Genomic DNA, 13,287 nt, shown 5'->3' with positions numbered 1-13,287 from the left:
GGATGATTCGTGGGTGGAACTGCCCGCCTAGGCTTGTGGCATGAGGATAATTTCGTGATCGAAGCACACGAGCTCCGCAAGCGCTATGGAGCCAAAAACGCCGTGGACGGGGTGAGCTTCACGGTACGTCCGGGACTCGTCACCGGGTTCCTCGGCCCGAATGGTGCAGGCAAGTCGACGACGATGCGGTTGATCGTCGGCCTCGACAGGCCGTCGTCCGGGTCGGTGACGGTAAACGGTAAACGCTATGCCGACCACCGCGCACCACTGCACGAGGTCGGCGTTCTGCTGGACGCGAAGGCCGTGCACACCGGCCGCAGCGCCTTCAACCACCTGCTCGCCGTCGGCGCGACCCACGGCATCGGCAGGAAGCGCGTCAACGAGGTCATTGCCCTCACCGGTCTCGAACCGGTAGCACGCAAGCGGGTCGGCGGCTTCTCGCTGGGCATGGGACAGCGTCTCGGAATCGCCGCGGCCCTCCTCGGCGACCCGGCCACGCTCATCCTCGACGAGCCGGTCAACGGCCTCGACCCCGAAGGTGTCGTCTGGGTACGCAACCTGGTCAAACACCTGGCCGCGGAAGGCCGCACAGTCTTTCTCTCCTCGCACCTGATGAGCGAGATGGCCCAGACGGCCGACCAGATCATCGTGCTCGGCCGCGGCCGGGTCATCGCCGACGCGCCGGTCGGCGACATCGTGGCGATGTCCACCGGCACCGCTGTGCGAGTGCGCACCCCCGACGCCGTGCGATTCACCGAATTACTTTCCACCCCCGAGGTGACGGTGACCAGCAGTGAGCACGATCTGCTCGAGGTCAACGGGCTGCCAGCCCCTCGCATCGGAGAACTCGCCGCGAGCAACGGCATCGTGCTGCACGAACTAACCCCGGCTGTCGGTTCGCTGGAAGAGGCTTACATGGCCCTCACTCAGGACGAAGTCGAATACCACGCCGGCGGAACTGTCACCGAAGGAGTAACCAGATGAGCACCCTCACCGCGCACCGCGCACCCCCGGCCACCCGCCTGACCTTCGGCGGCCTCCTGCGTTCCGAGTGGATCAAGCTGTTCAGCCTGCGCTCGACGCTCTGGTGCTACGCGATCATCGTCGTGATCAACATCGCTCTTGGCCTGCTGGTTGCGATCGCAGGACAGCCGAGTGACGGCGCGCTCAGTCATGAGATGCAGCAGAGCACCGCGCTCACCGCCGCGACCCTCGGTATTTCATTCGGCCAGCTGGTGAGCGCCGTGCTCGGGGCACTCACGATCACCGGTGAATACGGCACCGGCATGATCCGCTCCACTCTCACCGCTGTTCCCAAGCGCACACCCGCCCTGGTGGCGAAGGTGCTGGTCGTGGGCCTGACGACTTTCGTCGTCGGGCTCGTCTCCATCGCTGTGACCGCGCTCATCACGGCGCCGCTACTGCCCGCCGTCGGAGTGCATCCCGACTTTGGCGATTCCGCCTATCTGCTGGCTCTGGTGGGCGCGGCGGCTTACCTCGCGCTCATCGCGATGCTCGCCCTCGGTATCGGCGGCATCATCCGCAACAGTGCCGGTGGTATTGCAACCTCGCTCGGCCTGATTCTGGTCGTGCCGGTTGTGCTGAATATCCTGGCCGGCCTGACGCATGCCGAGTGGGTGCAGAACATCTCGACCTTCCTGCCGAGCAATGCGGGAAGCCGGATGTACACCTACGTGACGGATGCCGTAGCCCAGGCCCCGGCATCCGGTGTCATCACCCTCGAGCCGTGGCAGGGCGGGCTCGTACTCGTCGCCTGGGTCGCGGTGCTGTTCACCATGGCATCCGTGCTGCTGAAGCGACGGGACGCCTAGTTCCGGCTTTCGCCACCACCGCGCTGACCGTTCCTTCAGCCTGCTCCGAATACACTGAACAGCGATGAAGGGAGCACACGGATGAACGGCTGGACCGCTTTTTGGGACACCATCTTCACCTTCTTCCGCACCCACCCCTCCCTGTTCCAGATCATCTTCGTGATCATCGGCGCCGTGGTACTGCGGTGGATTCTCATCGTCGTGATCGATCACATGGTGAAACAGATCGTTTCTGGCGTCAAGAAGAAGCAGAACGTCGACGATACCCAGGCACTCGTCGCCTCGCCGCTGGCCGCAGTGCGGGTCGTGCAGCGCACTCGCACGATCGGAGCGGTGCTGCGCAATATCGTTACCTGGGTGATCATCCTCGCGGCGATCACGCTCGTCCTCGGCTCGCTGCACTTCGAACTCGGCTCCTTCGTGGCGCTCACCGGGGTGCTCGGCGCCGCCCTCGGTTTCGGCGCGCAGAACATCATCAAAGACGTACTCAACGGCCTGTTCATGGTGATGGAAGACCAGTTGGGCGTCGGCGATGTCGTCGACCTTGGCCCCGCGACCGGGGTCGTCGAATCGGTCGGCGTACGCGTCACCCAGGTGCGCGACGTCAACGGCACCTTGTGGTTCGTGCGCAACGGCGAGATCCTGCGGGTGGGCAACATGTCCCAGGGCTGGGCCCGCGTGATCATCGACCTCGCTGTGCCATACGACACGGATGTCGACGAGGTGCAGGCACGGATGCTCGCCACAGCCAACGACATGGCGCAGAACACGAAGTGGCGCAGTCGCATTCTCGAAAAACCGGAGATCTGGGGACTCGAGTCGATCTCGGCCGAAGCCCTGATCATTCGTTTAGTCGTGAAGACGCGCTCTTCGTCGAAAGACGACGTCGCCCGCGAACTGCGCATGCGCCTCAAGCGCAGCCTCGATGAGATGGGTGTGCGCCTCCCCTCGCTCAACAGCATCGTGCTCAGCGGTTTCGAGGGCGCAGCCAGTGTGAAAGGTGCCCAGCCTCCGCGTACCAAGCCGGTGCCGCTTGCCCCGGCGGCCCCCACCCAGCCTCCGAAGGTCCGAAAATGACCGAGCGTCCGGGCGGCCGATCACCCGACAGCCAACCTCCCGGCGGCGAATCTCCCGGCGGCCAGGTCAACCCGGTCACTCTCAGGGTCAGCGAGCACGGCGAAGCCGCCACCGGCAACTTCTATGAGAAGGTCGGCGGCAGGCCAACCTTCGAGAAACTCGTGCGTCACTTCTATGCGGGCATCGAGTCCGATCCTGTGCTGTTGCCGATGTATCCGCCCGACGACCTGGAGGGTGCGATCCAGCGACTCACCGGGTTCCTGGAACAGTACTGGGGAGGCCCTGCAACCTATTCCGAGCAGCGTGGACACCCACGACTGCGTATGCGTCACCTGCCGTTCAGGGTGAATCCGGATGCCCGCGACCGCTGGCTCTCCCACATGCGCTCGGCTGTGGACGCCCTGGAGCTGTCCCCACTCGACGACGCGACGCTCTGGGGATACCTCGACCGCGCCGCCCACGCGATGGTCAACACCTTCGAGGAATAGCCCTCAGGTATCGACACCTCGACAGCCGATCGAAGATAATCCGATTCAGCGCTGTCGATTTCTTCTCGACCGTTCGACGTAGTTATGAAAGGCACGATAACCACTATCTGAATGGAGAGTCCGATGGCTCAATATGCAGTCCTGATCTACACCACGAACGCTGCCGGCACCGACGAGGTGACGGCTGAGCAACGTGACGCCCACGGCCGGTATGCCGACGAAGTGGTGGCCGCCGGATCCATGGTCGCAGCATTCGCGCTGGAACCCGCCGACACGACCGCCACCTCGATTCGCGGCGACGTGGTGACCGATGGCCCGTTCATCGATGCCAAAGAGGTCATAGCCGGGTTCTTTGTTATCGAAGCGCCAGACCTGGATGCGGCGCTGGAGATCGCAGGACGCAACCCGGCCACCCAGCAGGGTGGCGGAGTCGAGGTGCGCCCGGTCGAGGGCGGCTTCATCGTGGATCGGCCTGCTACGGCATGACGACTAAGGCAGCCGTTGAGGCTGCGGTCGAAGACGCTCACCGTCGCGGCTGGGCTCTGGTGCTCGCCGCGACGGCGCGCGCTGCACGGAACCTGGACCTGGCGGAGGAATGCGTGCAGGAGGCCTATGCCGAGGCCATGGTGTCCTGGCTCCGCCACGGGATCCCCGCCAACCCGGAGGCGTGGCTGACTACCACGGCCAGACGTCGCGTGGTGGATGCGATCCGGCGCGAACAGGTGCTCAGGTCGAGCTGATGCCCGATGAGCGGGAGATGTGGGGGCTGCTCGCCCTGCTTCTGGTCATCGATGCACGGCGTGCGACCAGGATCGACGGCGACGGTCGCCTGCTGCGGCTGCAAGACCAGGACCGATCCCTCTGGGATCGTCCGATGATCGCCGAAGCGCACGAACTGATCATGGACGGACTCCGCGGCGGGCGCCCCGGGCGCTATGTGCTGCAGGCGGCCATCGCCTCGTTGCATGCCGAGGCTCCGACCTACGAGCAGACGGACTGGCCCCAGATCGTGACGCTGTACGACGTACTGCTGCGCGTCTGGCCGTCGCCGGTCGTGGCGCTAAACCGCGCAGTGGCGGTAGCGATGGTGTCGGGGCCGGCAGAGGCATTGGACGAGGTCGAAGCGCTGGAGCACGATACCCGCTTCGCGGGATACCGCTATCTGCTAGCGGTCAAAGCGGACCTCCTACAGCGGCTCGGCCGTACCACAGAAGCCGTCATCGCCTACCGGCAGGCGCTCGACCTGGCCACGAATGATATCGAGCGCGAGTTCCTGCTGGGCCGCATCGCGAGCACCTGATTTACTCTCCCATCCCGGGATCGAGTTGCGCCGTGTCGTTGTTCGTTGCTCAGCGGAACAACGACACGACGCAACTCGATGCCACAGCCATGGCACTGGCGTTCCCACCGATTGTGCGAAAGACTGAAGTTCACTCATGACAAGCATGGATGCCTGTGCAAAGGAGCAGCGATGACGACGGAACTCACGACCAGCACAGATACGGCGAATCCCTTCCTTCGCCGACTGTGGATCGTCGATATCGTGCTCGCCGGGTTCGGCCTGTTCGTGGCAATAGTCCTCATTCTGTTCACGCGAAACCCCGCCGGGATCCTCGTCGGCCTATGGTTCGAAGCGGGAGCGGCGATTCTGGCCGTGGCGATCCTCTTCTTCCGCGCCTGGGCCTGGGAACGACGCCGCTACTAATAGCCGCCGAGCACCCATCAACAGGACAGATCGATAGCGGGCGCAGCTAGGAAGAGGCGACGCGCCGTACGACCCGCTCCGCGTGACGCAAGACCGGGCCGTCGATCATCCGGCCGTCGTAACGGAAGACGCCCCGTTGGCCGACAGCGGCAGCGAGCAACTCGCGGGCGGCGTCCAACTCGTCCGGCGTCGGAGCGTAGGCCGAGCGGATGACCGCCACCTGGCTTGGGTGAACGCAGGCCGTCGCCACGAAGCCGACGGCTGCGGCATCCCGCGCCTCGTTCTCCAGCCCCGCGGTATCGGCGATGTCGAGATGCACGGAATCGATGGCGGCCGTGCCGGATGCCCCGGCCGCCAGCAGCACGCTCGACCGGGCATGCACCGCGACGTCACGGTACCGACCGTCATCGACACGGCTGGACGTACCGCCGAGGGATGCCACCAGATCCTCCGCACCCCACATGAGTGCGACCACGTTCTCCACCGCGGCGATCGACGGCGCCGCCAGCACACCCGCGGCAGTCTCGCACAGCGCAATCACGTCGTAGTCGGCCAGCAGTTGCAGCTGGGCGGCACTCGTCGTTTTCGCGAGCATGAGCAGGCGATACTCGGTGCGGGCGATCGCGGCGAGGTCTCGGGCGAACTCCTCGGTGTCCGCCGGATTCACCCGCACGACGGTGCGAGCCGGGTCCAGCGGGTTCGCGAGCAGCGCCTCGCGGGCAGCGGCCTTGTCGCCGGGGGCGACGGCGTCCTCGAGGTCGAGGATCGCAGCATCCGCCCGCTCCGCCGCCTTCGCGTAGCGCTCAGGGCGATCGGCCGGGCAAAACAGTATAGCCGGCCCGAGGTCGAAGGTCATGGCACGCACCAGACCAGTGTCGAACGAACGGCGGTCGCCACGATCACACCGTCCTGATTGCGCGCGGTGTGCCGCAGGGTGACGATGCCCTGGCCACGTCGCGACGCGGAGAGTCGTTTCTCCTCGACGACCGTCTCGGAGTACAGGGTGTCGCCGTGAAAAAGCGGGGCCGGAAAGGTCACCTCCGAGAATCCGAGGTTGGCGACGAGTGTGCCCTGGGTCAGTTGCGCGACCGAGCTGCCGACGAGCGTGGCGAGGGTGAACATCGAGTTGACCAGGCGCTGGCCGAACGGCTGGGTCGCGGCCCATGCGGCATCCAGGTGAAGGGCCTGGGTGTTCATGGTCATCGTCGTGAAGGCGACGTTGTCGGCCTCCGTGACCGTGCGGCCCGGTCGGTGCAGGTAGCGGGTACCCAGCTCGAACTCCTCGTAGTAGAGCCCCCGTTGCTCGATGGTCTTCTCTTCCGGTTCGGTCACAGTGTGCTCCCTGGGTAGATCGGTTCCGATGGTATCCGTGTGACGACGTCGATCACGAGAAGACTCCATTCATACTCGCAGGCTTCAGAACCCGAGTTCGCGGGCGATGACCATGAGCTGCACCTCTGTGGTTCCTTCACCGATCTCGAGGATCTTCGAATCGCGGAACTGCCTGGCAACCGGATTTTCGTTGAGGAAGCCGTAGCCGCCAAAGATCTGAGTGGCGTCTCGGGCGTTGTCCATCGCCGCCTCCCCCGCGACCATCTTGGCGATGGACGCCTGGGCCTTGAAAGACTTTCCGGCCATCATGAGGGCGGCCGCGTCGTAGTAGGCGAGACGGGCGGTATGGGCGCGGGCCTGCATTCGCGCGATCTTGAACGAGATGGACTGGTTCGACCCGATGCTGCGACCGAAGACGTTGCGGCTCTTCGCGTAGCGCACAGACTCGTCGAGGCAGCCCTGGGCCGCGCCGGTGGCGAGGGCGGCGACAGCGATCCGTCCCTCGTCGAGGGTCTGCACGAAGTTAGCGTAACCCCGGCCTCGCTGGCCGAGCAGATTCTCCTCCGGCACCCGCACATCGGTGAGGGTCAGCGGGTGGGTATCGGATGCATGCCAACCCACCTTGTCGTAGCCGGGCTCGACGGTGAAGCCGGCGATCGGTGTCGGCACCAGGATGGCGGAAAGCTCCTTCTTGATGGTGCCGTCCTCGCGGCTGGAAGCGCCGGTGATGGCGGTGATCGTGACCAGCCTGGTGATGTCGGTGCCCGAGTTGGTGATGAACTGCTTGGTGCCGTTGATCAACCATTCGCCGCCGTCGAGCTCGGCGGTCGTCCTGGTGCCCGCGGCGTCGGACCCGGCATCGGCCTCGGTTAGGCCGAAACCGGCGAGCGCTCTGCCGCTCGCGAGCTGCGGCATCCACTCTTCTTTCTGAGCCTCCGTACCACGGCGGAACACCGGCATCGCGCCGAGCCCGACGCCGGCCTCGAGCGTGACGCCGACGCTCTGGTCGACGCGGCCGAGCTGTTCGACGGCGAGGCAGAGTGAGAAGTAATCCTTGCCCTGGCCGCCGAGTTCTTTCGGAAAGGGCAGGCCGAACAGTCCGAGGTCCGCCATCTGGGCAACCACCTCGTAGGGAAAACTGTGCTCCGCGTCGTGTTTCGCGGCGACGGGCGCGACGACGGTGTCGGCGAACTCTCGTACCGTGTCGCTGACCTGCTGCTGGTCGTCGGTGAGCTCACTGCTCATGATTACGCTCCTTCGTGGGGATCGATTCGCGCGACGACCTGGTCGAGTCTGACCAGGTCGCCAGGGTGGATGGTGATGGTGACGACGCCGGCCAGCGAAGCGAGCATTGTGTGCTCCATCTTCATGGCCTCGACGGTGAGAAGAACCTGCCCGGTCTCCACGGTGTCTCCCGTGGAGACACTGACGGCCACGACAGTGCCCGGCATCGGGGCGCGCACCTCCGGATCGGCAGCACCGACCGGCCGGGAGATGGTGGCGCGGTGATCGGCGAGCTGTTTCGCCCTGTCACGCACCATCAGTTCGCAGGCGATTCCGCGCTCGGACACCCAGATGCTGTCGCCGGACTGCGCGATCGCCAGCGGGTGAAGCACGCCGTCGAGCTCGAGGTTTGCCTCGAATCTGGCGTGCCGCTCTAATCCACCGCCGACCCGGATGAGCGCGTCGCCGGGCGTGCCGGTCACGAAAACATCGGTGGATTCGGTCGCGCTGGTGGCGAAGTTGTAGCGGGTTGCGCGATGCTCTCCCACGCGCCATCCGCTCGGCTGGTTCCACGGTGAACCGGGCCCGGAGCGCTGGCTGTGCAGGTAAAGTGCGGCAGCCACGAGAGCGGTATCGTCGACGCCTCGGAACCGGATGCCGCCCAGCATTCGCTCGATCAGCCCGGTGTCGAGGCGGCCGGCCCGCACCTCGGCGTCGGCGAGCAGGGCCTGCAGAAACTCGAGATTCGTGTGCACCCCGAGCAGGGTGGTGGTGGCGAGGGCGGCGTCGAGGCGTGCCAGCGCCTGCGCACGATCCGCACCCCAGGCGATGAGCTTGCCGAGCATCGGGTCGTAGCTCGCACTGACCGGCAGGCCATGGATGAGTGAGCTGTCGACGCGGATGCCGACTCCCGTCGGTTCCTCGACGGCGATCACAGTACCGGAGGACGGCAGGAACCCGCGGGACGGGTTCTCGGCGTAGAGCCGCGCCTCGATCGCATGACCGTTGAGCACGATGTCGTCCTGGCCGAGGGAGAGCTTCTCGCCCGCGGCGATCCGCACTTGCCACTCGACGAGGTCGATGCCGGTGACCATCTCGGTCACCGGATGCTCCACCTGCAGTCGGGTGTTCATCTCCATGAAGAAGAACTCGTCTGGCCTGTCGTTGGAGACCAGGAATTCGACGGTGCCAGCTCCGATGTAGCCGACGCTGCGGGCGACCTCGCAGGCCGCCTCGCCGATCCGCGCGCGCGTGGCCGCATCGAGAAGCACCGAGGGTGCCTCCTCGACGATCTTCTGGTGACGACGCTGCAGCGAACACTCCCGCTCCCCGAGGTGGAGCACCGTGCCGTGGGAGTCTGCGAGCACCTGCACCTCGATGTGACGCGGTGTCGAAACCAGCCGCTCGAGAAAGAGCGTGTCGTCGCCGAAGCCGGCCAGCGCGACACGGCGGGATGCGGCGAGCCCCTCGGCAAGCTCACTCTGTTCGACGACCGTTGTCATCCCCTTGCCACCACCGCCGGCCGACGGTTTGATCAGCAGCGGGTAGCCGACCTCAGCCGCCGCCGCCATCAGCTGCTCATCGGTCAGTGCCGGCTCGGCGATACCGGGGATGACCGGCACTCCGTGCTCGGCCACGTGCTTCTTGGCGCGAATCTTGTCGCCCATCGTCTCGAGCGCGTCAACGCCGGGCCCGATGAACACGATGCCGGCGGCTGCGCATTCCCGCGCGAAGCCGGCGTTCTCCGAGAGGAATCCGTAGCCGGGGTGGATCGCTTCCGCGCCGCCCAGCCGAGCCGCCCGCAGAATCGCCGCTGAGTCGAGGTAGCTCTCGACCAGCACCGCGGCATCCGCCATCGCGACGTGCTTCGCCCGGCGATCGGCATCCGTGTAGACGGCCACGGATCGGATGCCGAGCTGACGCAGCGTGCCGAGAATACGGCAGGCGATCTCCCCACGGTTGGCGATGAGGACGGTGCCGAACGTGGCGCCCCTCACATGCGGAACAGGCCGAAGGCGCTGTCCTCCAGCGGCACGGCCGCGCACACATCGAGCGCGAGACCGAGCACCGTCCTGGTGTCTGCGGGATCGATGATGCCGTCATCCCAGAGCCTGGCCGTCGAGTAGTACGGACTCCCCTGCGCCTCGTACTGCTCACGGATCGGGGTCTCGAAAGCGGCCTGGTCTTCGGCCGACCACTCGTCGCCGAGTTGTTCACGACGTACCGTCGCCAACACCGACGCCGCCTGCGGTCCGCCCATCACGGAAACACGGCTGGCTGGCCACATCCAGAGGAAGCGCGGCGAATACGCGCGCCCCGCCATCGAGTAGTTACCTGCACCGAAGGATCCGCCGATCACGACGGTGAGTTTCGGTACTCTGGCGGTCGCGACGGCGGTGACCATCTTCGCGCCGTTCTTCGCGATGCCACCGGCCTCGGCGTCCCGACCCACCATGAAACCGGAGATGTTCTGCAGGAAGACGATCGGGACACCGCGCTGGTCGCACAGCTCGATGAAGTGCGCCCCCTTCAACGCAGACTCGCTGAACAGCACGCCGCTGTTCGCGACGATGCCGATCGGATGCCCGTGCAGGTGTGCGAAACCGGTCACCAGTGTCGCGCCGTACTCCTTCTTGAATTCATGGAACTCGCTGCCGTCGACAAGTCTCGCAATCACTTCGCGCACCTCGTAGGGCGACTGCACATCGGTCGGAACCACGCCGTAGAGTTCGCTCTCCTCGGCGATCGGCGGACGGCTCTCGACCACATCCCAGGCCTGGGTGTTCGGCCGGGGAAAGGTCGAGACGATGTCGCGCACGATCTGCAGGGCGTGCTGGTCGTCATCCGCGAGGTGATCGGTCACGCCGGAGATGCGTGCGTGCACGTCGCCACCACCGAGTTCTTCCGCCGTGACGATCTCACCGATGGCTGCCTTCACGAGAGGGGGTCCGCCGAGAAAGATCGTGCCCTGGCCGCGCACGATCACCGTCTCGTCGCTCATCGCCGGCACGTAGGCGCCGCCGGCAGTGCAGGATCCCATCACCGAGGCGATCTGCGGGATCTTCGCCGCCGACATCCGTGCCTGGTTGTAGAAGATCCGGCCGAAGTGGTCCCTGTCGGGAAAGACCTCGTCCTGCATCGGCAGGTAGGCGCCACCGGAGTCCACGAGATAGATGCACGGCAGCCGGTTCTCGAAGGCGATCTCCTGCGCGCGCAGATGTTTCTTGACCGTGAGTGGAAAGTAGGTGCCACCTTTGACGGTGGCGTCATTGGAGATCACCAGCACATGACGGCCTTCGACCAGGCCGATCCCGGCGATCACCCCGGCGCCCGGCGCCTCATCGCCATAGAGACCGTTGGCAGCCAGGGGCGAGATCTCGAGGAACGGGCTCCCCTCGTCGAGCAGTTGGTCGATGCGTTCTCGTGGCAGCAGTTTTCCGCGCGCGATGTGGCGCTGCCGTGACTTCTCCGAGCCGCCGAGGGCTGCTATGGCCACGCGTTCTCTGAGCTCCGTCACCAGGGCACGCTGGGCGCTGTCATTGGCCAGGAAGGAGGCGTCGCCCGAGTCGACACGGCTCTCCAGTGTTTCCATCGCGCGTCTCCATTGACAACCCAGATCGACAAGCCAGTTAGTAACCACTAACTCAATTTAGGTTAATGGGTACTCACTGAATTGTCTACAGTGGGAGGATGACCGACACCGTTCGCAGCCGGGCCAAGGCCGACCGCCGCAGCGCGCTGCTCGAAGCCGCAGCCAGACTCTTCTCCGAGCGCGGTTTCGACAGGGTGTCGATCGAGGATCTCGGTGCTGCCGCCGGCGTGAGCGGCCCGGCCGTCTATCGTCACTTCAGCGGTAAGCAGGCGGTGCTGGCGGCGCTCCTCGTCGGCGTAAGCGAAGGGTTGCGTGACGGTGGCCAGCGGGTGGTCGACAGCCAGACGGATGCCGCCACCACTCTCGAAGCCCTTGTCGCCTTCCACGTCAACTTCGCCCTCGCCAATCCCGACGTCATCCGCGTGCAGGATCGGGATCTCGACAGCCTCGCCGACCCCGACCGCCACCGGGTTCGTGCCCTCCAGCGCGGATACGTCGAGCTCTGGGTAGCCGCGCTGGAACGCATCCATCCGGACGCCCTCGCACTCGCCCTGCGCACTCGCGCCCATGCCACCTTCGGGCTGATCAACTCGACGCCGCACACCGGCAACTCCCGCGACCTGCGCGCGATTCTGGAGAGGATGGCGCTGGCCGCCCTCAACAGCTGACACCCCGCCGCGCGGCGTTGCTCGTCCCCAGAATGCCGGTCAGCCAAACACGGCGAACGGGGTCATTGCGGCCAAGACGGGTCAACGCGACGGCCCGGTCCGGCCGCAATGACCCCGTTTCCAGCGATTCAGGGAACTCAGACCATCGCGAGCACACGCCCGGGCTCGCCCAGAATCCCTCCGACGTCGGTAAGAAACCGCGAACCCTGCTCACCATCGACCAGCCGGTGGTCGAAGGAGAGACTCAGCGTCATCACCTGCCGGAGCGCGATCTCACCGCGGTATTCCCACGGCATCCGACGAACTGCGCCGGTGGCGAGGATCGCCGCCTCACCCGGGTTGATGATCGGGGTCCCGGCACCGACACCGAAAACCCCGATATTCGAAATGGTGAAAGTTCCGCCCGACAGCTGCGCTGGCGTAATCGTACCGGCGCGTGCCGTTTCGGCGAGTCCCGTGATCGCATCAGCCAGCTCGCCGAGGGCAAAAGATTCCGCATTCGGAATATTCGGCACGAGAAGCCCCCGGGACGTCGCCACCGCGATACCGAGATTCAGGTGATCGAACTGCACGATCTCCCGATTCGCCTCGTCCCAGCGCGAGTTGACTGACGGAGTACGCGCCGCTGCGAGGCACACCGCCTTTGCGACAACCGTCAGCATGGTCAGCCGGTGCTCGCGAAACTCCCTTCCGGCCTGCAGGGATTCCACGAGCTCGACGGTGGGCGTGACATCCACCGTCAGGAATTCCGTCACGTGCGGCGCCGTGAACGCACTCGACACCATCGCCTCGGCGGTGCGCTTCCGCACCCCGGAGATCGGGGTTCTGGTCTCCCCCACCTGCGCGACGGGCGAAACCGAGACCACGGATGCCGCAGCCTGCACGTCTTCGCGGGTGATCACGCCGTCTTCGCCGCTCCCCCTCAGCAACTCGAGTTCCACGCCGAGGTCGTGGGCGAGCCGACGCACCGGCGGAGTGGACCGTGGTCGTTCGGCGACTGAGCCCGTCGAAGTCACTCCAGACGACGCCGCCACCCCGCTCCGCGCGCGGCGCTGCGGCCGGTCGGTACGCTCGACCGGGGCCCCGTACCCCACCAGGACCGGGTTGCGCGCGGGAGCGGGAGCATCCTCCACTTCGAATGCGGCGATCACCGTCCCGACAGCCATCGTCGCGCCGGGCTCACCGACGAGCCGTGTGACGACGCCGGCACAGGGCGAAGGCAGTTGCACCACCGCCTTGGCGGACTCCACCTCTGCGATCGTCTGGTTGAGACTGACGAGGTCGCCGACGGCAACATGCCAGGCGACGAGTTCGGACTCCGTGAGTCCCTCGCCGAGATCGGGAAGTCGAAATTCCTTAGTCGTCATGG

At 65.8% G+C, this 13,287-nt stretch carries 15 protein-coding genes; 9 read left to right on the top strand and 6 right to left on the bottom strand.

Annotation, left to right across the window (positions count from 1 at the left end; translation table 11 throughout):
• The first annotated feature begins 54 nt into the window (after nucleotides 1-54).
• The 8 genes from ABIB56_RS07255 to ABIB56_RS07220 all read left to right on the top strand — a co-directional run bounded on the left by ABIB56_RS07255 (nucleotide 55) and on the right by ABIB56_RS07220 (nucleotide 5,102).
• Entirely contained in the window at nucleotides 55-984 is a 930-nt protein-coding gene (locus tag ABIB56_RS07255) for an ABC transporter ATP-binding protein (protein ID WP_354568440.1), read from the top strand.
• A complete protein-coding gene (locus ABIB56_RS07250; protein WP_354568439.1) occupies nucleotides 981-1,832 on the top strand; it encodes an ABC transporter permease subunit in 852 nt (283 codons plus the stop codon). The genes ABIB56_RS07255 and ABIB56_RS07250 overlap by 4 nt, the downstream gene beginning before the upstream one ends.
• Nucleotides 1,833-1,913: 81 nt before the next feature.
• Nucleotides 1,914-2,909, top strand: coding sequence for a mechanosensitive ion channel family protein (locus ABIB56_RS07245; RefSeq protein ID WP_354568438.1), 996 nt, complete (start codon nucleotides 1,914-1,916; stop codon nucleotides 2,907-2,909).
• Nucleotides 2,906-3,397 carry a globin gene (locus ABIB56_RS07240; protein WP_354568436.1) on the top strand — a complete coding sequence of 164 codons (492 nt, stop codon included), beginning with the start codon at nucleotides 2,906-2,908 and terminating at the stop codon, nucleotides 3,395-3,397. The genes ABIB56_RS07245 and ABIB56_RS07240 overlap by 4 nt, the downstream gene beginning before the upstream one ends.
• Nucleotides 3,398-3,520: 123 nt before the next feature.
• Nucleotides 3,521-3,883 carry a YciI family protein gene (locus ABIB56_RS07235; RefSeq protein WP_354568434.1) on the top strand — a complete coding sequence of 121 codons (363 nt, stop codon included), beginning with the start codon at nucleotides 3,521-3,523 and terminating at the stop codon, nucleotides 3,881-3,883.
• Nucleotides 3,880-4,137 (top strand): sigma factor, encoded by a 258-nt coding sequence (locus ABIB56_RS07230; RefSeq protein WP_354568432.1) that lies wholly within the window; start codon nucleotides 3,880-3,882, stop codon nucleotides 4,135-4,137. Before ABIB56_RS07235 ends, ABIB56_RS07230 begins: the two co-directional genes overlap by 4 nt.
• Nucleotides 4,137-4,697: an RNA polymerase sigma factor gene (locus ABIB56_RS07225; RefSeq protein WP_354568431.1), complete on the top strand. Its 561-nt coding sequence runs from the start codon at nucleotides 4,137-4,139 to the stop codon at nucleotides 4,695-4,697. The genes ABIB56_RS07230 and ABIB56_RS07225 overlap by 1 nt, the downstream gene beginning before the upstream one ends.
• A 171-nt stretch (nucleotides 4,698-4,868) precedes the next feature.
• The gene (locus ABIB56_RS07220) at nucleotides 4,869-5,102 is read left to right on the top strand and encodes a hypothetical protein (RefSeq protein WP_354568429.1); all 234 of its coding nucleotides are present in this window, start codon (nucleotides 4,869-4,871) and stop codon (nucleotides 5,100-5,102) included.
• 46 nt (nucleotides 5,103-5,148) lie between these two features.
• On the opposite strand, the gene ABIB56_RS07215 is transcribed toward ABIB56_RS07220, so the two are convergent.
• The 5 genes from ABIB56_RS07215 to ABIB56_RS07195 all read right to left on the bottom strand — a co-directional run bounded on the left by ABIB56_RS07215 (nucleotide 5,149) and on the right by ABIB56_RS07195 (nucleotide 11,250).
• Nucleotides 5,149-5,958 carry an HpcH/HpaI aldolase/citrate lyase family protein gene (locus ABIB56_RS07215; protein WP_354568427.1) on the bottom strand — a complete coding sequence of 270 codons (810 nt, stop codon included), beginning with the start codon at nucleotides 5,956-5,958 and terminating at the stop codon, nucleotides 5,149-5,151.
• Nucleotides 5,955-6,434, bottom strand: coding sequence for a MaoC family dehydratase (locus ABIB56_RS07210; RefSeq protein ID WP_354568426.1), 480 nt, complete (start codon nucleotides 6,432-6,434; stop codon nucleotides 5,955-5,957). Before ABIB56_RS07210 ends, ABIB56_RS07215 begins: the two co-directional genes overlap by 4 nt.
• 84 nt (nucleotides 6,435-6,518) lie before the next feature.
• Complete coding sequence (locus ABIB56_RS07205) at nucleotides 6,519-7,679, bottom strand: acyl-CoA dehydrogenase family protein (protein WP_502917579.1); 1,161 nt, start codon at nucleotides 7,677-7,679, stop codon at nucleotides 6,519-6,521.
• A gap of 2 nt (nucleotides 7,680-7,681) precedes the next feature.
• Nucleotides 7,682-9,655 carry an acetyl/propionyl/methylcrotonyl-CoA carboxylase subunit alpha gene (locus tag ABIB56_RS07200; RefSeq protein ID WP_354568425.1) on the bottom strand — a complete coding sequence of 658 codons (1,974 nt, stop codon included), beginning with the start codon at nucleotides 9,653-9,655 and terminating at the stop codon, nucleotides 7,682-7,684.
• Nucleotides 9,652-11,250, bottom strand: a complete 1,599-nt coding sequence (locus ABIB56_RS07195; RefSeq protein ID WP_354568424.1) for a carboxyl transferase domain-containing protein — start codon at nucleotides 11,248-11,250, stop codon at nucleotides 9,652-9,654. Before ABIB56_RS07195 ends, ABIB56_RS07200 begins: the two co-directional genes overlap by 4 nt.
• Nucleotides 11,251-11,348: 98 nt before the next feature.
• Between ABIB56_RS07195 and ABIB56_RS07190 the strand changes: the two genes are divergently transcribed.
• Nucleotides 11,349-11,918, top strand: a complete 570-nt coding sequence (locus tag ABIB56_RS07190) for a TetR/AcrR family transcriptional regulator (protein ID WP_354568422.1) — start codon at nucleotides 11,349-11,351, stop codon at nucleotides 11,916-11,918.
• Nucleotides 11,919-12,055: 137 nt separating this feature from the next.
• On the opposite strand, the gene ABIB56_RS07185 is transcribed toward ABIB56_RS07190, so the two are convergent.
• Complete coding sequence (locus tag ABIB56_RS07185; protein WP_354568420.1) at nucleotides 12,056-13,285, bottom strand: dihydrolipoamide acetyltransferase family protein; 1,230 nt, start codon at nucleotides 13,283-13,285, stop codon at nucleotides 12,056-12,058.
• Between the last annotated feature and the right edge of the window lie 2 nt (nucleotides 13,286-13,287).

It is taken from the genome of Glaciihabitans sp. UYNi722 (assembly GCF_040549465.1).
Taxonomy (GTDB): Bacteria; Actinomycetota; Actinomycetes; order Actinomycetales; family Microbacteriaceae; genus Lacisediminihabitans.
Note: the sequence above shows the minus strand (reverse complement) of the source record. Positions and strands in the feature narration are given on the sequence as shown.

Excerpts from the sequence above, each read along its gene's own strand:
- ABIB56_RS07250 (WP_354568439.1), top strand. The coding sequence starts at position 981 with ATGAGCACCCTCACCGCGCACCGCGCACCCCCGGCCACCCGCCTGACC.
- ABIB56_RS07245 (WP_354568438.1), top strand. The coding sequence starts at position 1,914 with ATGAACGGCTGGACCGCTTTTTGGGACACCATCTTCACCTTCTTCCGC.
- ABIB56_RS07240 (WP_354568436.1), top strand. The coding sequence starts at position 2,906 with ATGACCGAGCGTCCGGGCGGCCGATCACCCGACAGCCAACCTCCCGGC.
- ABIB56_RS07235 (WP_354568434.1), top strand. The coding sequence starts at position 3,521 with ATGGCTCAATATGCAGTCCTGATCTACACCACGAACGCTGCCGGCACC.
- ABIB56_RS07230 (WP_354568432.1), top strand. The coding sequence starts at position 3,880 with ATGACGACTAAGGCAGCCGTTGAGGCTGCGGTCGAAGACGCTCACCGT.
- ABIB56_RS07225 (WP_354568431.1), top strand. The coding sequence starts at position 4,137 with ATGCCCGATGAGCGGGAGATGTGGGGGCTGCTCGCCCTGCTTCTGGTC.
- ABIB56_RS07220 (WP_354568429.1), top strand. The coding sequence starts at position 4,869 with ATGACGACGGAACTCACGACCAGCACAGATACGGCGAATCCCTTCCTT.
- ABIB56_RS07215 (WP_354568427.1), bottom strand. The coding sequence starts at position 5,958 with ATGACCTTCGACCTCGGGCCGGCTATACTGTTTTGCCCGGCCGATCGC.
- ABIB56_RS07205 (WP_502917579.1), bottom strand. The coding sequence starts at position 7,679 with ATGAGCAGTGAGCTCACCGACGACCAGCAGCAGGTCAGCGACACGGTA.
- ABIB56_RS07195 (WP_354568424.1), bottom strand. The coding sequence starts at position 11,250 with ATGGAAACACTGGAGAGCCGTGTCGACTCGGGCGACGCCTCCTTCCTG.
- ABIB56_RS07190 (WP_354568422.1), top strand. The coding sequence starts at position 11,349 with ATGACCGACACCGTTCGCAGCCGGGCCAAGGCCGACCGCCGCAGCGCG.
- ABIB56_RS07185 (WP_354568420.1), bottom strand. The coding sequence starts at position 13,285 with ATGACGACTAAGGAATTTCGACTTCCCGATCTCGGCGAGGGACTCACG.